Genomic DNA, 19,258 nt, shown 5'->3' with positions numbered 1-19,258 from the left:
TAATTTATATGTTTGATTTTATATATAAAAACAGCAAATTAAAAACACTATACAAATGACTCTTTAAATCTTATTTTTCTGATTAATAAACAGTTTTATAGTATATCAATTTCTTATTCAACGCCGTATAGATGGTTTAGCAAAATTGGCAATTTTAGGTAATTGGGCACGAATAGTTTAACGCCGTATAGGTGGTTTAGAAGATCTTACTGTGCTACTTATATCCGTTATTCTCTCCAATGTTATTAAAGTTATCGTATTTTTTGCTAATAGCTTTACGAAGGTTTGTATTATTTCTTTTATCCAAATAAATTGAGTTATATTACTTTTATCAATAATTAGATAGATCAATAGGTACAGAAGATTGTTGACTTCTATCACATAAATTATAAAAAAATTTTTGCTACGCGCTGAATCAATATAATATCTATCGTAAACATATATAAAAGGAAGGAATATCTTATGAATAAAAGTAAATTAAAATTTGCAGCGATAATTAGTAGTATCCTTTTAAGTGCTTCAACTGCGTTTGCTTCGCTTGACGATATAAAAGAATTAAAGATAATTAGCTATAATGTTTACAATGGTATGAAGTTAGATGAATCAGCAGGAAAACAAAAGTTTATTCAATGGGTAAAGGCACAAGATGTGGATATTATTGCTTGGCAAGAAATGAATTTTTTTACACGTGAAAAACTAGAAAAATTTGCAGCCAGTTTTGGGCATAAGTATGCAGTTTTATTAAAAGAATCACCTGATGATGCGGCATTTTTCCCAGTTGCGATTACCTCGAAGTATCCAATCATTAATGTTACTAAAGTGGTTGATAATATGTGGCATGGTGCATTATATGCAGATATTGGAAAATATCACTTTGTTGTTACACATATGAATCCATTTTGGACAGCAAAAAGAATAGATGAAATAAATCTAATTATTGACTCAATAAAATATAGCCATGATCCTGAAGGAAGATGGATTATCGCAGGGGATTTAAATTCATTCTCACCAGCCGATAAAACTGAATATGACAAAAGTAATTTGCTTGAAGATATAAAAGAAAAACAAAAAAAACGCCCAATTTTAGAAAACCTTGTTGATGGTCAGCTAAGTTACACGGTGCAACAAAACCTTCTTGATGCTGGTTTTATTGATGCTTTAAAATTAAAAAATAAAAATTTTGTTGCTACTGCACCGACCAAGGTATTTTATGATCAAGCATCAACACCATTACGCTATGATTATATTTATGTTTCACCAATACTTAAAAACGATGTAATGGACGTCAAAGTATTAAAAGATGATTTTACCGATAAATACTCAGATCACTACCCTGTGCAAATGATTATAAAAAATAATTAATTGCCAAATTAACCTCAAAAGGAAGTTATGTTATAACCACATAACTGTTTATTACTCAGTAATATTATATGAGATGGTACACTTTTTGTTGTTAAAAACTCTTTATTAAACAGTGAGCAGATCACATTTAAGACTGTTATTTAAATGCATAGTTGCTCAATAGTACAGGCTATCTACTATAAACTTATAGATAGCCTTGTTAAGTTTTAAGTTTGGTTGATTAAAAAAAGTTTGAGTGATGGGTTCTTCGTTTCGTTATGAAAACCATAACCCAGCTCGGTCAAATGTTCATCAAATTCACTATTGCTATTTTCACTAATTTCAAACGCGGCAAGTACTCGTCCATAATCGGTGCCATGGCTACGATAATGGAACATTGAAATATTCCAATTGGTGCCTAATGTTTGTAAAAATTTAAGCAAAGCCCCTTGCGATTCTGGGAATTCAAAACTGTATACTTGCTCTTGTATTGGTTTGCAAGGCTTGCCACCAATCATATAGCGTACATGTAGTTTTGCCATTTCGTCTTCGGTTAGATCGACAACTTTGTAGCCTGCAGCGGTAAGCTCTTGCATGATGTCATCTTTTTCGTTGCTTTGTGCTATTTTGATGCCGACAAAGATGTAAGCAGACTTTTCGTCATGATAGCGGTAATTAAATTCAGTCACTGAGCGCCCGCCAAGAAGTTGGCAGAATTTTAAGAAGCTGCCTTTCTTTTCTGGAATTGTGACAGCTAAGAGTGCTTCGCGTTTTTCGCCAAGTTCGCAACGTTCTGATACATAGCGTAAGTTGTGGAAATTTAAGTTCGCTCCCGATAATATGTGAGCAAGGTTTTCGCCACTGATGTTGTGCTGTTCTACGTATTTTTTTAGCCCTGCTAATGCCACAGCGCCAGATGGTTCGGCGATTGCGCGGACGTCGTCAAACAGGTCTTTCACTGCGGCGCAAATTTCGTCACTATCAACGGTAATAATATCATCAATATATTGCTGACAAAGCCTGAAAGTTTCCTCGCCAATTCGTTTAACGGCAACCCCTTCAGCAAATAGCCCAACGCGGCTTAAATCAACCGGTTTGCCTGCGTCGAGTGCCGCTTTTAAGCAAGCTGCATCAGCAGGTTCAACGGCAATGACTTTGATTGATGGCATGATTTGTTTGATTAATACCGCCACCCCGGCAGCAAGGCCACCCCCACCGACGGGTACAAAAATACGATCAAGTTTGGCATTTTGTTGTAATAATTCCATGGCAATACTACCTTGCCCAGCAATTACCAGTGGGTGATCAAACGGTGGAATAAAGATGCGTTTTTGCTCTTTTGCCAGTTCCATGGCTTTCGCTTTGGCTTCGTCAAAATTGGCGCCATAAAGGAGTACTTCGCCACCAAAGCTTTTGACTGCTTCAACTTTGATATCGGCAGTTGTTAGTGGCATGACGATTAAAGAACTGATGCCTAATTTTGTAGCCGAAAAAGCCACGCCTTGTGCATGGTTGCCAGCCGATGCGGCAATAACGCCACATTTACGTTCGTCTTCATTTAGACTGGCTATCATGGCTTGGGCACCACGGATTTTGAAACTGTGGACTAATTGCCGATCTTCGCGCTTTACAAAAATTTGGTTTTTTAATCGTGTTGAGATTTTTTCCATCTTTTCAAGCGGGGTGACTTCGGCCACGTCGTATACGGCGCTACAGAGTGTTGCTTTTAAGTAATCAGCACCAGTGAGCTTGTTATTTTGTTGTTTCACGTTAACCACCTAGTTTGCTTTTATCACGAACGGCACCTTTATCCGCACTTGTTGCTAAACTGGCGTAAGCTTTTAGTGCATAAGAGACATAGCGATCGCGATTATGAGGAGTAAAGGCTTTGTCGCCACGGGCAAGTTCGGCTACGCGGCGGCGTTCAAGTTCGTCATCAGGGACTTTTAATACTAATTTGCGATTTGGAATATCAATATCAATAATATCTCCATTGCGCACAAGACCAATAATACCGCCATTTGCGGCTTCGGGTGAGATATGACCAATTGATAAGCCCGAAGATCCACCCGAAAATCTGCCATCGGTGATCAGAGCGCAGGCTTTGCCAAGCCCCATTGATTTTAGGTAGCTTGTTGGGTAGAGCATTTCTTGCATACCGGGGCCGCCTTTTGGACCTTCGTAAATAATGACAACTACATCGCCAGCTACCACTTTGCCTCCTAAGATGGCATCAACAGCATCTTCTTGGCTTTCAAATACTTTGGCAGGTCCTTGGAAAATTAAATTTTCAGCAGCAACGCCTGCGGTTTTAACAATTGCGCCATCAAGGGCTACGTTGCCATAGAGTGTTGCAAGCCCGCCGTCTTGACTATAGGCGTGAGCTTTATCGCGAATACAACCATTTACACGGTCATCGTCAAGTGTCTCCCAATAGCAATCTTGCGAGAAAGCTTTGGTAGTGCGAATGCCTGCTGGCCCACTGCGATACATTTTTTTGACCGCTTCGTCGCTGGTTTGGGTAATGTCGTATTGGGCAAAAGTTTCTTGCAACGATAAGCCTAGTACGTTGTGAACGTTACGGTTGAGTAGGCCAGCTTTGTCTAATTCAGACATGATTGAGACAACCCCACCTGCACGGTGTACATCCTCCATATGATATAACTGAGTACTCGGTGCCACTTTACATAAATGTGGCACTTTACGTGATAGTCTGTCGATATCAGACATGGTGAAGTCGATTTCGCCTTCTTGCGCGGTGGCAAGTAAATGCAGTACCGTATTGGTTGAACCACCCATAGCAATGTCAAGTGACATGGCATTTTCGTAAGCGGCTTTAGTGGCAATTGAGCGTGGTAGATACGAAGCATCATCATGTTCATAATAGCGTTTTGTGATCTCAACAATGCGCTTAGCGGCATTTAAAAAGAGCTGTTCACGTTGTTTATGGGTAGCAACTAATGAGCCATTGCCCGGTAGTGAAAGCCCTAATGCCTCGGTTAAGCAGTTCATGGAATTGGCGGTAAACATGCCAGAGCAAGATCCACAAGTAGGGCAAGCGGATTCTTCAATCGCTTTGCTATCTTCGTCACTGACATTTGGGTTAGCACTTTGGATCATGGCATCAACCAGATCTAATTTAATAATTTGATCGGAAAGTTTGGTTTTGCCCGCTTCCATTGGTCCGCCAGATACAAACACAGTTGGAATATTTAAACGAAGTGAGGCCATTAACATGCCGGGGGTGATTTTGTCGCAGTTTGAGATGCAGATCATAGCATCGGCACAATGCGCGTTAACCATATATTCAACAGAATCAGCAATAAGTTCACGCGATGGTAATGAGTACAGCATACCACCATGCCCCATGGCGATGCCGTCATCAACCGCGATAGTGTTAAACTCTTTGGCAATACCACCCGATGCTTCAATTTGTTTGGCAACTAGTTGACCAATGTCTTTTAAATGGACATGTCCCGGTACGAATTGCGTAAATGAGTTAACCACCGCAATGATGGGTTTACCAAAGTCTTCATTTTTTACGCCAGTTGCACGCCATAATGCGCGGGCGCCAGCCATGTTTCGGCCTTCGACTGACGTTGCTGAACGATATTTAGGCATTTCTTGCTCCCAATTTTTTTTATGCAAGTAACCGTCTTTAACGGTCTGTAGTTCTTTAAAATCAATCATTAAGTTAAAATGTTATCCGCCAAGTGAGTTGGCGGAGTTTAATTTTTCTTTTTATTTGATCAGATCTAACCAACCGTATTTATCTTCGGTTTTACCATTAAATAAGCCAAAGAATGCTTGTTGAATTTGTTTAGTGATAGGACCACAGCGACCAATGCCAACTTGGATGCGATCAACACTACGCACTGGGGTAATTTCGGCGGCGGTACCAGTCATAAACACTTCATCAGCTAAATAAAGTGATTCACGTGATAGTGTTTGTTCACGTACTTCAATACTCATATCACGCGCTAGCGTTAATACAGCATCACGTGTAATGCCCGGTAGCGCAGAAGATGAAAGAACCGGTGTGTATAAAATACCGTCTTTAATGATAAATAGGTTTTCGCCAGCACCTTCAGATAGGTGACCATGCACATCTAACGCAATGCCTTCTTGGAAGCCGTTAGCACGAGCCTCAGATCCAATTAATAATGACGATAAATAGTTACCGCCGGCTTTAGCCGCAGCAGGAATAGTGTTAGATGCCACGCGATTCCAAGAAGAGACCATTGCATCAATACCTTGATCTAAGGCTTCGTCGCCTAAATAGGCACCCCATGGGAATGCGGCAATCATGACATCGGTTTGATAACCAGCAGGTGGATTAACCCCCATGCCAACATCACCAACAAAAACTAATGGACGGATATAAGCACTGTTTAAATTATTTTTTTTGATGGTTTGGCGAGTCGCTTCCATGATTTCTTCAAGCGAATAAGGTACAGGAAAACGATAAATCTTGGCAGAGTTTAATAATCGTTGTGCATGCTCTTTGTGACGAAAAATAGCCGGTCCTTTGTGTGTGTCATAACAACGGACACCTTCAAATACCGATGTGCCATAATGTAGGGCATGTGACATGACGTGTACTTTGGCATCTGCCCATGGAACCATTTCGCCATTAAACCAAATATAATCCGATTTTGCTGTAGAACTCATGTTGTTTTCCTCTTTATTTTTTCAATTTGCTAAGTAAGTACTTTGCCTTATTTATTTTCGCTTTAACGGCTAAGCATCATACTATACTTGTTTATTTAACTTATTATTTAACAATAAGTTGTTTGTAAAAATTATTATTCAACCGCTATGACATCTTCTAATTTTGCTACTTGATTTTTTAATGTTGATAGTGGTCTTTCGGTGGTTAATATTAATGTCATAGTCAGTGCATTATTTTCAATTGTTTGCATTTGCAATGATTTAATATGTCCACCTCGATGCCGGATAACTCGTAATATACGTTCAAGTGATCCCAATTTGTCATAAGCCCTTATGGTCAATTGATATTGCGCTTGTTCGTTCATCACTTACTCCTTGCAACTTTTATCTAGCATGTTTTCGTTTGCTGCCCCAGGAGGTACCAGTGGCCATACGTTTTCTAATTCATCTATGCAGACATGTAACAAATAAGCGCCTGTTGAGTTAAATAGATTATCAAGCGCTGTATCAATTTGTGATTTTTTGCTAATGCTTTCTCCCGGTATGTCAAACGCGTTAGCTAACATTAAAAAGTCGGGGTTGTCTGATAGATTTGTTTCACTGTATCTTTCATTAAAAAATAATTCTTGCCATTGGCGGACCATGCCTAGACGTTGGTTATCAATTAATACGATTTTTATGGGTAGTTTTTTACGTTTAATGGTAGTGAGTTCTTGGACATTCATCATAAAAGATCCATCACCGGATACACAAATCACACAATCATCCCGTCTTGCCATTTGTGCGCCAACTGCAGCCGGTAAACCAAATCCCATTGTGCCAAGTCCACTTGATGTAATGAAGTTCTGCGGGTGAGTAAAGCGCATATGCTGGGCTGTCCACATTTGGTGTTGTCCAACATCGGTAGTAATAATTGTCGTTGCTGATTTTTTTTCTGAGATAGTTTTTAATAAAGCCGGTGCGTAGATAGCTTCGCCAGGATGATCGTAACGAGTTGGGTGCTCTGCTTTTAATTGATTAACTTTTTTATGCCACTCTTGAATCGAAACCGTTTGATTTAGTTGTGGTAAAACTTGCCTTATATCACTTTGTAATCCTAAATGGGTTTGGCGTAATTTGTTGATTTCAGCTTGATCAATATCTATATGAAGCACTTTAGCATGTCGCGCAAATTCATTAAGATTGCCGGTCACTCTATCATCAAATCTAACACCTAAGGCAATTAATAAATCACACTCTTGTACGGCTAAATTGGCGGCTTTGGCGCCGTGCATACCTATTAATCCTAAATAATAAGGATTATTCAAATCGGCAACACCAAGCCCTTTTAATGTTGATACACTTGGAATGTGTGTTAAGGCCATAAAGTCTCTTAGTTCGGATATGGCACCAGAAAGTCCAACACCACCACCAATGTAAAGTATCGGTTTTTGCGCTTGGGCGATCATTTCTTTGGCTTGTTTTATATCATCAGGCAAGAGTGGGTATAGTTGATTGTTATCTTGTGCGGTTTTTAATGAGGATGGAGTAAAATATTGTTGATAGTCAAGATTTGCAAGCTGTATATCTTTGGGTACATCAATCAATATTGGTCCCGGTCTGCCTGAATTGGCTAAGTTAAATGCTTGTTCTAAAGTGTTTGGTAAGTCTTTGGCGTCGTCGATTAAATAACTATGTTTAGTACAGGCTAGTGATAATCCTAATACATCCACTTCTTGAAAGGCGTCAGTACCAATAAGTTTGGTTGGTACTTGACCGGTTATAGCAACAATCGGCACTGAATCAATTAAAGCATCGGCAAGCCCTGTGATGATATTTGTTGCACCTGGTCCTGATGTGGCAATACAAACGCCAGTTTTTCCTGTTGCACGAGCATAGCCGATTGCGGCCATTGCAGCACCTTGCTCGTGGCGACAAAGTACATGCTCAATTCCACCATCATACAGTGCATCATATAGAGGCATAATTTGTCCACCGGGATATCCAAAAACGGTGGTAACGCCTTTTTCTTTTAAGGTTTTTACTATCCACTGTGTTCCTAACATTTATTCCTCACTTGTTCTTATTTTATTCATTTACTGTTTATAAAACATTGTTTATAAGCCTTTTATAAAAAATATTCATAAAAAAACCCCCGCTTTTTGGAGAGCGGGGGTTTTTGATTTTATGTATGAACACATTTTTAATTCAAAAAACGCCCCCGCGTTGGAATAATGACCACGCTGACAATAATGTTGATGAGGACGATTTTGAGTGAAAATTTCATAATGCTATTATATGGTTAACTTTTTTATCATTTTTAAAATTGTTTCTAACAAAATACTCGTTTTAAAAAAAAGTGCAATAGTTTTTTGTAGTTTTTGTTATGTAGAATAAATAATCTGTAAAAAAGTTTCAGGAAAACTGGTGTTTTAGTATAAAAAAGCAGGGGGCAATGATTTATTGTGCTGTTTTTTATAATGTTAATATATAGATTCTAAGCATGAATAATATTAATGAACATCTAAAATACTAATAAGAGATATCTGCCTGAAAATATTGTAACTAATTGTGTTTTGTTATTCTAAGTCTAGTCGCAATAAGCTGAGATGTTGCAAATAAATAAAGCTTTGCAAGATGCATCTACTGCTGATTTGAAAAATAGCAATTTTAGTTATTTTCAAAACCCAGTTATTCAACCTATAAAAAAGAGTTACTCATTGATATTGAGAACTTTCTAGGTTAAAGAATATATCTAAAGATTATAATAAGATAATTGATATTGTTTACTAAAATTAATGCATATTGTGATAATAATGACGAAATGAACGAACTTAAAGATAATTTTATAAAGGCGTTAACTATCGCTACGATATTTATAATAAATAAAACATAATAATTTTATAAAAATCAATACAATTTTAAGTAAATTAATTCTTTTTTTTAATTTGTTCTCACTAGCTTAGTATATATTAATTTGATACACTTAATTAGGTTAAAGATTATGCAACGTTAAGGGTTTTGGCTTTACTAATTTCACTTACCTTTTCAAGCCAATTATGGAAAGTTACCTTTATTAATTATTATATTTGCCTTAGTTGTTTGTTTAAAACTTTTGGGAATAAGATGGATCAGTATTATTTAGTTTTAAGAAATAAATATTCAAATTGTTGTCATCAGTAAATATAATTTATTGAATTAATTGGTTATTTTAAAGATTAAAATATGCTTAGCAATAGGATTTTGTGATTATTAATTGATTTCATTTAAGTTATATTGAATTTGTTTTCAAATACATGTTTAACTTAGGAGAAAAATATGAGCAAGCAAGTCTATAATCCACTTACCAAATATCATCACGATAAATTTCCAAAACAAAAACAAGTTGCACCAGCTTTACAGTGTGAGATGGATCCAATTCCTGATTGTGGTGAAAAAAGCTATCAAGGTCATAATCGTTTAGAAGGACGTAAAGTGCTTGTGACTGGTGGCGATTCAGGTATCGGTCGAGCAGCTGCAATAGCTTATGCTAAAGAGGGTGCTGATGTAGCAATAAATTACCTTCCAGTTGAACAAAAAGATGCGGAAGAAGTCGCTAAAGTTATTCAAGCTGCTGGTCGCAAAGCAATATTAATTCCCGGTGATTTAAGTGACGAGAGCTTTTGTAAAAAATTAGTTGATGAAGCGCATCATAAGCTAGGTGGTTTGGATAATCTGACACTGGTTGCAGGTAAGCAAACTGCAGTTGAAGATATTATGGAGCTTACCACCGAGCAAATTAAGAAAACCTTTGAAATTAATGTGTTTTCGCTTTTTTGGATCACTAAAGCCGCTTTGGGTTATTTAAAACCAGGTTCAACAATTATTACAACTTCCTCTGTTCAGGCTTATCAACCTAGTGGTAATTTATTAGATTATGCTGCAACTAAAACAGCTATTATCGCGTTTACTCGTGGGTTAGCTAAGCAATTAGCGCCAAAGGGCATTCGTGTAAATAGTGTCGCTCCAGGTCCTGTTTGGACTCCATTACAAATCTGTGGTGGTCAACCTAGTGAAGTTATTCCTGAATTCGGTCAACAAACACCACTACAACGTGCAGGACAACCAGTTGAACTTGCTGGTGTTTATGTTCATTTAGCATCAGAAGAATCAAGCTATACAACGGGCGAAACGTATGGTGTTACTGGCGGTATGCATATTAACTAATTGATATTTGTTACTGCAAATGGGCTGATGTAAGCCCTGTTAGTGTTATAACTTATTTATTTTTTAAAGCACGGACTATGATGAATTGATTCATCATAGTCACAATCTAAAATAGAAAACAGAAAGGACAATAAAATGAAACTTTTTAAAGTGACTACTTTAGCAGTGTTAGGGCTTTTTTTAGTCAATTGTGATAATTCAAAATCAAATGTCGATGATATTAAACAAAAATCCGAACAAACAGGCTCACAGATGAGTGATAATGCTCAGCAAATGGGGTCAGATTTGAGTGACAAAGTTCAGCAAATGAGCGCCGATGTTAGTGACAAAGCTAAGGAAATAGGTGCAGAGATTAGCGATAAAGCTAAACAAACAACTGCAGCCATTAGTGATAAAGCGAAAGATTTGTATGAGCAAACAAAATCAGAAAAAGAAGATATGCTTAATAAGGTAAAAGAAGGTAATTATAGTGTTGCTGAAAATTTGATGATTAAGGCGATTAAAGCAAAATTACCAGCGACAATTGATCAGAACACGACTTTAGTTGATGTATCGACAGATAACAAAGCGATCAATTATAAATATGTAGTGAATAATACCACAAAAGATGCGTTACAGGCTGAAAGTAATCAAAAAGAAGTACGAAACAAACTGATCGAGTCTTACTGTAGTGATGATTCTAGTATGAAAACACTAAGATTAGTATTTCCAAGAGGAGCTAATTATAATTACTATATCAATGATGATAAAGTTTTTTCAGTGGATGTAAAATCGACTGATTGTGATGATGACTAGATAGATCTTGGTTAATTTGAACAAATAGTTAGAATTTACTTGTAATAAAAGGGCTACTTGAAGCCCTTTTATTTTGACCATTCTTCTTTTATATTATTTATTTACTACTTAACGGGTAATTAAAATTTATTATTAGTGTTTTGTATTTTTCGAGTCTATCTTTTACAGATTTATTAGTATTTTATAAGGTTGCGGGTAGTCACGAATTAGCTTGGATAAGAATAAAAATGAAAGGCATGAAAGCAACAGTTGTAATGTTTATGGCAATAATATTATTTGGTTTTGATAATTCAGAAGCAAAAGTTATAGATACTGAGCAAACCGATATTCAAGAAAATATGGATATTGTTGAAAGAGGAATAAAAATTATGACTCAATCAACACCCGAAAAAATCAAGCAATTTAATAATCAAAAAGATAGTGATTATAGTTTTGCTCAAGATTCGGTTGTTGCAGGCATAAAAGAAAAGTTACCCATTGTGGTTGATAAATTTACGATGTTCGATGATATATCAAGAAATAATAATAAACTTATCTATAAATATATTATGAAAGGTCTGCCTAAAGAAGTGATATTGCTAAAGCAAAATCAGCAATCTGTATTAAACAAGATAGTTACTTTATATTGTGGTAATGACCCAAATGTTAAGGCGTTGAAACTCTTATTCCCAAATGGAGTAAGTTATAATTATTATCTTGCAAATGAAAAAATTATGTCGTTTGATTTGAAACCAAGTGATTGTGATTCTAAATAACTATTACTCAATTTAAAAAATAGTAGAAATCATCGGTACTAAATGAGGCTTATTAAAGCTTCTTTTTATTTATTACTTATTTTTTGTGTTAGATTGTAATTTTTTATGTACTTTTCTCGCTGATATTTTACGATTTTATCGCCCGCCTTTTAAATAAGTGGTAAACATGTAATTTATAAAATGCACTTAAAGGAATAATAATGAAAAGTTTAAAAACAGTGTCAGCAATTTTGATAAGCTTGGTTCTTTGTAGTTGTGATAATTCAAAATCTGATACTAATCAAGCAAATAGTGATTCGTCAAAAAACACCGAACTTAGTCGTTTGCAAGAAACTATTATTAACGAAGCCAAAAAAATGCTTCCAGTAAAAATTGATGCAAAAACTAATTTGATTGATATCACTAAAGATAATGATTTAATTAATTATAAATATGTGATTAATAGTTCAAAAGATGAGGTATCAATTCCTGATACTCAAAAAATGACGACAGAAAGTCTAAAAACACTTTATTGTAGTAATAGCCCACAAGTTAAACAGCTTAGGGATGCATTCCCAAATGGCGTTAGTCATAATTATTATATTCATGATGAAAAATTGTTTAGTGTTCAATTGACGCCAGCTTCTTGTACTACTCACTAAAGATAGTTTGATTTAATTTTTTGATGTAATTAATCAATAGCACATAAAAAAACAGGGCAATTGCCCTGTGTATAACTTTATTCGAGTTCTTTGCCTTTTGTTTCTGGTATTAAAAAGACAAATGCAGCAGCCGATAATAAATAAGCGGCAGACAGTAAAGCTAATGCGTAGCTAATTGAGTAAACGGTGGCTAAATAAGCTATTAGTACTTGTGATACACCAGCAATGCCTCGACCGACATTGAAAATAATATTTTCAGCACTTGAACGGGCATCTGTTGGGTAATGTTCAGCAAGTAGCGCGCCATATCCACCCATCATGCCATTGACAAAAAAGCCAATTACTGAGCCAAAGATAATTAATATAAACATATCGGTTTGATGAAAATAGAACCAAATTGAAACAGCCGAGATGAATAAAAAGAAGATATAAGAAGGGCGACGACCAAACTTATCACATAACCAACCAAAAATTAGAATTCCTAATGACATACCTATAGTGGTTGAAATAGTCCAAAACATAGTATTTTTAAATGGCAATTTGAGCTCAGTTGCAATCATATTTGGCATCCAAACCATGAGTCCATAAAAACCGAAGTTTTGTACTGCACAAGCGATGGTTAATCCTATTGTGGTTGCTATGGTTCGTGGGTTTTTAAATAATTTGCCAACAGCTATTTTGTTTTTGTTTTGGTCTTTTAGATTTTGCCAGATTTCTGGTTCTGTTAGACCTTTACGTGTCCAAGCGACAAATAGCGCAGGTAGCACGCCCATCGCAAAAGCCCAGCGCCAACCATGAATTTCACCAATAAAATTGACGGTTAATGCGGCTAAAATGATACCGACTTGAAAGCCTAATGCAACAATAGATGTTGCTCTTGAGCGTTTATTTTTAGGCCAGCTTTCAGAAACTAAAGTCATGCCAATCCCAAATTCACCACCCAGACCAAGTCCACTTAAAAAGCGAAATATTAAAAAGCACTCGTAATTAGGTGAAATTGCACATAATCCAGTAAAAAGAGAGAATATCAAAATAGTCCATGAAAAGACCCTTACTCGACCATATTTATCGGCAAGTACACCAAATAAAATGCCACCTAATACGGCGCCAAGTAAAGTTACTGATGTTAAAGTGCCTAAATCTGTTTTTGTTAAGTTGAAGCTGACTGAAATTAGACTAAAACAAACACCTAAAATCATCATATCCATACCATCGAGTGCGTAACCAACCGTGGATGCAAAAAGGGTTCTTTTTTGATATGGAGTTGTTTGTTTGCTTTCACTTTCTGCTTGCAGGGCTGCATTTGCTTCAGTTTTCATGTATACCTCTAGTTAGTAAAAAATAGACAGTTACTTAAAATTTCCATTTTATGATGTTTAATTTATGATTAAACGGCGGGTAAATTAAAGCGGGGGCAAGTATATCCTTAAAAGTTAAAAAAAGCCAAGCTTAAAGCACTAAATAGTCCTTTTATCTGCCGATTTTATTATCGGCAGAGACGATATGTTACTCTTCAGCAAAGTACCAATAGCCTTTGTTCACAAAATCATGCATGACTTGTAGCGTGTTTTTATCTTGTAACTGTTCGTAATAGAGTGTTTCTGTTTCACAAAGAAGATTAATGAGAGGTATTGGTAAGTCAATTTTTTCGCCATGGATGTAGCCAAAATCGCCCACCTTAACGATTCGAATACTTGGTACTCGGTGTAGTTCTGCTCCATTTTTTAGCAGTGATTCAAATTCGTTATAATTGTATGGCGGTTCAACTGGCACAATATTTAAATCATGCATTGGTAGTGTAATGTATTTACCGAACCAATCGTTAAATAACTCATGTGTTTTGATTAAATCGATGATTTGATCTTGTAGTTTTGTTAGTTCATAAGGCTGAACTTGGTATGGATCTTTAGGTAGTTTTAAATCTGGATCTTGATAATAAATACCATTTGGCAGATTATCTATGACATAATCAGCAAAGCTACTTAATAGCTCTTGGGATGTTCGCGTCATAAAGCCCACAGAATAACTGAGTGATTCAGCAATGGATGTGCCATTATGCGGACAACCTAGTGGAATGTATAAGATGTCGCCAGCGGTGATTTCTTCGTCAATGATGGGTTGATATTGTTCAACATGTAATAATGCTTTGTGTGCATTAAATTGTTTATAATTTGGGTTGCGATCGCCAACTTGCCAACGCCTTCTTCCCATTCCTTGAATAATAAATACATCATAATTATCAATATGAGGTCCCACGCCAGCGCCGTGTGTTGCGTATGAAATCATCAAATCATCAAATTGCCATTGTGGCATGCATTTAAAAGGCTCAAGTAGGGTGGCTGCTTGCTCGTGCCAGTGATCAACAGCTTGCACTAGTAAACTCCAATGATCTTCACCTAAGTTATCATATGCAGTAAATGGTCCAAATGTAGCATCCCAAACACCATCTTTATTCGAGACAATCCGACTATCGATTTCTTCTTCCATCGCTAAACCAGCAAGTTCGTCTGGTGTAATGGGATCAATAAAATCCGCAAATGCTTTGCGTAGGATTACCGGTTTTTTTTGCCAATAGTTTGTTAAAAAATCATCCCAATCAATGGCTAATTTATAATTCATTTAATTTTCCTTTAAGATTGAATAATTGACAAAAGTTAGATGTGGTTTTGTGTGCTATCTCTTCTAAAGAGACACCTTTTAAAGCAGATAAATATTGCGCAACTTCACGAACATATGCGGGTTGGTTTTCTTTACCGCGGTATGGAACGGGGGCAAGATAAGGTGAGTCTGTTTCGACCAAGATACGATCAAGTGGCACATATTTGGCAACTTCGCGTAGAGCTTCGGCATTTTTAAAGGTGATAATCCCTGAAAATGAGATATAAAAACCGATATCTAATAGTTGTTTTGCTGTTTCAATATCTTCGGTGAAACAGTGTAAAACACCAGAATGAACATGCTCATCTTTTAAGATTTTTAAGGTATCTTCTTTGGCATTACGTGTATGGACAATAACAGGTTTACTTAGTTTTCGACCTAATCGAATATGTTCTTTAAATATAGTTTGTTGTAATTCTAGGTTGTCTTTTTGGTAGTAATAATCAAGACCTGTTTCGCCTAGTGCTACGACGTTATCTTCTTGCGCTAATCTTTGAAATCGCTCGGCATCGTATGTTTCGTCATCAAGGTTGAGTGGATGGATTCCACACGAAAAAGAGCATTGATTTTGATAGGGTGTGAGCCTATATTTCATAGATTCATAGCCAGACAGTGTTGTTGCCACGCTTAGGCAATGTTTAACCTCGTTGTTGGTAGCTTCTTGTAAAACATCTTTGATAGATTTAGTACTAAAGTCTAAACTATCTAAATGGCAGTGAGAGTCAATTAAAAACATAAAAAATCTCTTTTTTATTTATCTGAAGGTTGTTCAAAATCACGAACAGGTTTTATTGTAGACCACGAACGGCAAGCAGGGCATAACCAGTAGATTGAGTTAACCGTGAATCCACATTTTTGGCATCGATAATTGGGCACAGTTTTTATCTGTTCGCCAACCATATTTCTTAAAAGTAACAGGCTTTCTTTAGCTTTACCTTGTTCTGCATCAGCAACATGATAGTTCATTAATCGATAAAATCCTTTTAAGTTAGGATGTTTAAGTAATTCACGATACATGTAATATTGTGCAGCGTCTAAGCCTTTTTGTTTTTCAATAAGATCAGCAAGCATCAACTCGGCAACATTACCGGTATCTTGATCGACACATAATTGTAAAAATTGCTGAAATTCATGTTGATTATTTAGTTTTAAATAGCACTCTTTTAATAAAGGTAGTGCCTCGCCAACAAAGGCTTTGTCTTGTTGCAATATTTTTTGAAAAGATTGGATAGCTTGCGTTGTTTTATCTTGCACCATAAGAACTCGCCCCAACATGAGCGAAGTGCGAGCACATTTAGTATCTGCCATTGCTGATTTGTGTAATAGACTATTTGCCTTATCAAGATCATCATTAGCAATAGCCTGTGACGCTAATTCACAATAAAATTGTGCGATATCGGTCTTATATTTTTCATTACCAAGTTTGACCAGTTTAGTTGCCATATTGATGGCATTTATCCATTCACTGGTTGATTGATATATGATGATAAGTTGCTGTAATGCTTGTTGTTGAAAGTCTTCTTCATCAATGAGTTGCAAAAACATCTCTTCGGCACGATCGTAAAGACCTGCAGCCATATAATCTCGCCCCAGTTGCTGAATAGCTAATAATCGTTGTTCAAATGTTAAAGATGAGCTTTCTAACAGTGCTTGGTGGATGTGTATCGCTCTATCAAGTTCGCCCCGAGAGCGAAATAGGTTACCTAATGTTAAATGTGCTTCAAGTGTGCCATCGTCCTCTTTTAGCATGTCTAAGAAAAGATCGACAGCTTTATCTTTTTGGTTAGACAATAGAAAATTTAAACCATCTACATATTCACGAGATAGCCGATTAGATTGATTTAGATATTTTTGTTTTGCATTTCTATCTCCCATATACCAACCGTATCCGGCGGCGATAGGAAGTAACAGAAATAACAGTTCAAACATAGTAATCCATTCTTAATTGGTTTTAGTTAAGTTTTTTTGTTGATAATTAGCCATGCCTTCATCATACTTTTTTTGTAATTTGCTCAGTTTACGTTTTGTTGATGAGTGTTGAAATTTAGCTTTTAAAAAGAAGATGCCTGTTAATATCCAACCGACAATAAAACCAGATCCAAATAAAATAGCTAATAACACCGATAAGCGGATTTCAGTTTTAGCAACCAAATAATTAAAAGTTACTATTTGATCATTAGCTGAACCTATTGCTATTGAGATAGCAAAGATGATAATTATCAATAAAATTGATATAACAGATTTCATAATGTTGACCTTTCTTTTTTATTTTTAGATAAACGTTTTTTATTATACTAGACTATTGCCACCTAATGACTTTACTTAGTTAAACAGTTATCCATGATGTTCCAAAATCAATTGTACCTGTTGTAAATAGCAGTTTTTCAAAATTAGTATTTAAAAATTATTTGTCTACTATATGCCATTTTTTAGCATAAAAATAGCCGATTAATGAAATTATCCAAGCGATTAATATACTTGTTATTAGATCAATCGGGCTGTGCATGCCTAATAATAGCCGGCTAATTTCAATTAATATCGACCAAATAATGGTAATTGATACTATCACATAATGTTGTTTAAATTTAAGTAATGTTAAAGCTAAAAATGCCCATGTTACAGCAAATAAAGTATGTCCAGAAGGAAAAGCAAATCCAGTTTCATTTTGCCAGTGGTTAGATAACCAACTTGGAATTGTGGGTGAATTTTTAAATAGCTGCTCAATAAGTTCTTTTCTTTCTGATTCCGATCCCGAATAAAATTGTTGGTTACTAAAATTAAATTCTTTTGCCATCCAAAGTACATAAGGTCTTGATTCAGCTGTCTGCGATTTTAAAAAACTTTTAATTATCTGACCACTTAATATTGTGCTAATAAGAAGCAGCCATAATAATATAATTTTTTTGGGGGTTTTACAGGATGATAATAGACAAAATACTAATAATAAAATTGTTGATGTAATTATTGCCCAAGGAAAACTTGCTGTTTCAGTTACTAAGAATAAATATTTAGATGTATCATTTAATGATGCTGGTTGCCAATGCCAATTTATGGCTATAATAACTAAAGGCACAGTTAAGAAAATAGCCAATATGGCTATTGTTTTTTTTATTACTAACCCCATTTATAAACTCAATTAAGTACAAAATGCTTAATATTTTAGCATAGAAGATAGATTTATTTTTATAAAATCTTAGCTATGTTTTATTTAAAACGGAGACAATAATGCAATTAAAACGTGTTGCACAAGCGAAACTACCAACGCCATGGGGATGTTTCACTATTGTAGGATTTGAAGAAATTGCAACAAAAAAGGATCATGTAGCATTGGTATTTGGCGATATATCTAGCGATACACCAGTTCTGACAAGGATTCATTCCGAATGCTTAACCGGTGATGCACTTTTTAGTTTACGCTGTGATTGTGGCTTTCAGTTAGAAGCGGCCTTAAAACAAATAGCAAAAGAAGGTAAAGGGATTTTAATTTATCATCGTCAAGAAGGGCGTAATATAGGTTTACTGAATAAAATTAGAGCTTATGCATTGCAAGATCAAGGTTTAGATACGGTTGAAGCTAATGAGCAATTGGGTTTTGCAGCGGATGAGCGCGATTTTACTTTATGTGCAGACATACTGAATTTATTAGGGGTGTCGCAAATTCGCTTATTAACCAATAATCCAGAAAAAATAAGAGTGCTTGAACAGTCTGGCATTAAAATTGCACAAAGAGAGCCATTGGAAGTCGGCGAAAATCCAAATAATGAATACTATTTAGAAACAAAAGCGAATAAAATGGGGCATTTACTTCATCTGCATCATTGCAATTGTAAACATTAATTATCTGATTGAATAATAATCTATCTGTGATTAATTTTAGCTAATCTATTGAAAATTTTGGAATAAAAAATCTCAAAATATATTTTCTATTTTGAGATTTTTTTATGGGCTTGATAGACAAAAAGGGCTTTTAACTTATTTATGCCGTTATTTTTGCCCATTATTAGACAATGTTAAAATTAATCTTTATCACTGCGTAACACGCCACCATTAGCAATCTGCTCTTTAGATATTTCGTGCATGATGATTTGGACAGCTTCTGGTTTGCAGTTAAGGGTTTCGGCAATTGCATCAGTCACACGTTTTGCCATTTCCCTTTTTTGTTCTATAGTACGACCTTCTAAAAAGTCGATAACAACATTTGGCATAAATATC

18 protein-coding genes are annotated in these 19,258 nt (G+C 35.7%); 6 read left to right on the top strand and 12 right to left on the bottom strand.

Annotated features, from left to right (window positions below):
- The first annotated feature begins 462 nt into the window (after nt 1–462).
- Nucleotides 463–1,362, top strand: coding sequence for an endonuclease/exonuclease/phosphatase family protein (locus BQ5209_RS05130; RefSeq protein ID WP_085247475.1), 900 nt, complete (start codon nt 463–465; stop codon nt 1,360–1,362).
- Between the two features lie 206 nt (nt 1,363–1,568).
- On the opposite strand, the gene ilvA is transcribed toward BQ5209_RS05130, so the two are convergent.
- The 5 genes from ilvA to ilvG form a co-directional block, all read right to left on the bottom strand.
- Nucleotides 1,569–3,110, bottom strand: coding sequence for a threonine ammonia-lyase, biosynthetic (ilvA, locus tag BQ5209_RS05125; protein WP_244168445.1), 1,542 nt, complete (start codon nt 3,108–3,110; stop codon nt 1,569–1,571).
- Between the two features lies 1 nt (nt 3,111).
- The gene (gene ilvD / locus BQ5209_RS05120; RefSeq protein ID WP_085247531.1) at nt 3,112–4,962 is read right to left on the bottom strand and encodes a dihydroxy-acid dehydratase; all 1,851 of its coding nucleotides are present in this window, start codon (nt 4,960–4,962) and stop codon (nt 3,112–3,114) included.
- Nucleotides 4,963–5,082: 120 nt separating this feature from the next.
- Nucleotides 5,083–6,012: a branched-chain amino acid transaminase gene (locus BQ5209_RS05115; protein ID WP_085247473.1), complete on the bottom strand. Its 930-nt coding sequence runs from the start codon at nt 6,010–6,012 to the stop codon at nt 5,083–5,085.
- A 134-nt stretch (nt 6,013–6,146) separates the two neighbouring features.
- Complete coding sequence (gene ilvM, locus BQ5209_RS05110; protein ID WP_085247472.1) at nt 6,147–6,377, bottom strand: acetolactate synthase 2 small subunit; 231 nt, start codon at nt 6,375–6,377, stop codon at nt 6,147–6,149.
- A 3-nt stretch (nt 6,378–6,380) separates the two neighbouring features.
- Nucleotides 6,381–8,057, bottom strand: coding sequence for an acetolactate synthase 2 catalytic subunit (gene ilvG, locus BQ5209_RS05105; RefSeq protein ID WP_085247471.1), 1,677 nt, complete (start codon nt 8,055–8,057; stop codon nt 6,381–6,383).
- Between the two features lie 1,252 nt (nt 8,058–9,309).
- Between ilvG and BQ5209_RS05100 the strand changes: the two genes are divergently transcribed.
- The 4 genes from BQ5209_RS05100 (at nt 9,310) to BQ5209_RS05085 (ending at nt 12,388) form a co-directional block, all read left to right on the top strand.
- A complete protein-coding gene (locus BQ5209_RS05100) occupies nt 9,310–10,197 on the top strand; it encodes an SDR family oxidoreductase (RefSeq protein WP_085247470.1) in 888 nt (295 codons plus the stop codon).
- Between the two features lie 135 nt (nt 10,198–10,332).
- The gene (locus tag BQ5209_RS05095) at nt 10,333–10,992 is read left to right on the top strand and encodes a hypothetical protein (RefSeq protein ID WP_085247469.1); all 660 of its coding nucleotides are present in this window, start codon (nt 10,333–10,335) and stop codon (nt 10,990–10,992) included.
- 227 nt (nt 10,993–11,219) lie between these two features.
- Nucleotides 11,220–11,747 (top strand): hypothetical protein, encoded by a 528-nt coding sequence (locus BQ5209_RS05090; RefSeq protein ID WP_085247468.1) that lies wholly within the window; start codon nt 11,220–11,222, stop codon nt 11,745–11,747.
- 200 nt (nt 11,748–11,947) lie between these two features.
- Nucleotides 11,948–12,388: a hypothetical protein gene (locus tag BQ5209_RS05085; RefSeq protein ID WP_085247467.1), complete on the top strand. Its 441-nt coding sequence runs from the start codon at nt 11,948–11,950 to the stop codon at nt 12,386–12,388.
- A gap of 77 nt (nt 12,389–12,465) precedes the next feature.
- Here the strand turns inward: BQ5209_RS05085 and BQ5209_RS05080 are convergent, their stop codons facing one another.
- The 6 genes from BQ5209_RS05080 to BQ5209_RS05055 form a co-directional block, all read right to left on the bottom strand.
- A complete protein-coding gene (locus tag BQ5209_RS05080; RefSeq protein ID WP_085247466.1) occupies nt 12,466–13,707 on the bottom strand; it encodes an MFS transporter in 1,242 nt (413 codons plus the stop codon).
- Between the two features lie 187 nt (nt 13,708–13,894).
- The gene (locus BQ5209_RS05075; protein WP_085247465.1) at nt 13,895–15,007 is read right to left on the bottom strand and encodes a ribosomal protein uL16 3-hydroxylase; all 1,113 of its coding nucleotides are present in this window, start codon (nt 15,005–15,007) and stop codon (nt 13,895–13,897) included.
- A complete protein-coding gene (locus BQ5209_RS05070) occupies nt 14,997–15,782 on the bottom strand; it encodes a YchF/TatD family DNA exonuclease (protein WP_085247464.1) in 786 nt (261 codons plus the stop codon). The genes BQ5209_RS05075 and BQ5209_RS05070 overlap by 11 nt, the downstream gene beginning before the upstream one ends.
- A gap of 14 nt (nt 15,783–15,796) precedes the next feature.
- On the bottom strand, nt 15,797–16,975 hold the full coding sequence (gene lapB / locus BQ5209_RS05065; RefSeq protein WP_085247463.1) for a lipopolysaccharide assembly protein LapB: 1,179 nt from the start codon (nt 16,973–16,975) through the stop codon (nt 15,797–15,799).
- 12 nt (nt 16,976–16,987) lie between these two features.
- Complete coding sequence (locus BQ5209_RS05060; RefSeq protein ID WP_208609955.1) at nt 16,988–17,293, bottom strand: LapA family protein; 306 nt, start codon at nt 17,291–17,293, stop codon at nt 16,988–16,990.
- Nucleotides 17,294–17,450: 157 nt separating this feature from the next.
- Nucleotides 17,451–18,170, bottom strand: a complete 720-nt coding sequence (locus BQ5209_RS05055; RefSeq protein ID WP_085247461.1) for a phosphatase PAP2 family protein — start codon at nt 18,168–18,170, stop codon at nt 17,451–17,453.
- Nucleotides 18,171–18,271: 101 nt separating this feature from the next.
- Here BQ5209_RS05055 and ribA point away from each other — a divergent pair, with 101 nt between their 5' ends.
- Entirely contained in the window at nt 18,272–18,883 is a 612-nt protein-coding gene (ribA, locus tag BQ5209_RS05050; RefSeq protein WP_085247460.1) for a GTP cyclohydrolase II, read from the top strand.
- 179 nt (nt 18,884–19,062) lie between these two features.
- Here ribA and thmT read toward each other — a convergent pair whose 3' ends face one another.
- Entirely contained in the window at nt 19,063–19,251 is a 189-nt protein-coding gene (gene thmT / locus BQ5209_RS05045) for a 2-hydroxymuconate tautomerase (protein ID WP_085247459.1), read from the bottom strand.
- Nucleotides 19,252–19,258 lie beyond the last annotated feature (7 nt).

Source organism: Gilliamella mensalis (assembly GCF_900103085.1).
GTDB lineage: Bacteria > Pseudomonadota > Gammaproteobacteria > Enterobacterales > Orbaceae > Gilliamella > Gilliamella mensalis.
This window is presented reverse-complemented; position numbering and strand designations above follow the sequence as displayed.

Bases quoted from the DNA above. Each gene is read 5' to 3' on its own strand.
- BQ5209_RS05090 (WP_085247468.1), top strand. From the start codon at position 11,220: ATGAAAGGCATGAAAGCAACAGTTGTAATGTTTATGGCAATAATATTA.
- BQ5209_RS05115 (WP_085247473.1), bottom strand. From the start codon at position 6,012: ATGAGTTCTACAGCAAAATCGGATTATATTTGGTTTAATGGCGAAATG.
- BQ5209_RS05060 (WP_208609955.1), bottom strand. From the start codon at position 17,293: ATGAAATCTGTTATATCAATTTTATTGATAATTATCATCTTTGCTATC.
- BQ5209_RS05130 (WP_085247475.1), top strand. From the start codon at position 463: ATGAATAAAAGTAAATTAAAATTTGCAGCGATAATTAGTAGTATCCTT.
- lapB (WP_085247463.1), bottom strand. From the start codon at position 16,975: ATGTTTGAACTGTTATTTCTGTTACTTCCTATCGCCGCCGGATACGGT.
- ilvD (WP_085247531.1), bottom strand. From the start codon at position 4,962: ATGCCTAAATATCGTTCAGCAACGTCAGTCGAAGGCCGAAACATGGCT.
- BQ5209_RS05085 (WP_085247467.1), top strand. From the start codon at position 11,948: ATGAAAAGTTTAAAAACAGTGTCAGCAATTTTGATAAGCTTGGTTCTT.
- BQ5209_RS05055 (WP_085247461.1), bottom strand. From the start codon at position 18,170: ATGGGGTTAGTAATAAAAAAAACAATAGCCATATTGGCTATTTTCTTA.
- BQ5209_RS05070 (WP_085247464.1), bottom strand. From the start codon at position 15,782: ATGTTTTTAATTGACTCTCACTGCCATTTAGATAGTTTAGACTTTAGT.
- BQ5209_RS05095 (WP_085247469.1), top strand. From the start codon at position 10,333: ATGAAACTTTTTAAAGTGACTACTTTAGCAGTGTTAGGGCTTTTTTTA.
- ilvM (WP_085247472.1), bottom strand. From the start codon at position 6,377: ATGAACGAACAAGCGCAATATCAATTGACCATAAGGGCTTATGACAAA.
- ilvG (WP_085247471.1), bottom strand. From the start codon at position 8,057: ATGTTAGGAACACAGTGGATAGTAAAAACCTTAAAAGAAAAAGGCGTT.
- BQ5209_RS05075 (WP_085247465.1), bottom strand. From the start codon at position 15,007: ATGAATTATAAATTAGCCATTGATTGGGATGATTTTTTAACAAACTAT.
- ribA (WP_085247460.1), top strand. From the start codon at position 18,272: ATGCAATTAAAACGTGTTGCACAAGCGAAACTACCAACGCCATGGGGA.
- BQ5209_RS05080 (WP_085247466.1), bottom strand. From the start codon at position 13,707: ATGAAAACTGAAGCAAATGCAGCCCTGCAAGCAGAAAGTGAAAGCAAA.
- thmT (WP_085247459.1), bottom strand. From the start codon at position 19,251: ATGCCAAATGTTGTTATCGACTTTTTAGAAGGTCGTACTATAGAACAA.
- BQ5209_RS05100 (WP_085247470.1), top strand. From the start codon at position 9,310: ATGAGCAAGCAAGTCTATAATCCACTTACCAAATATCATCACGATAAA.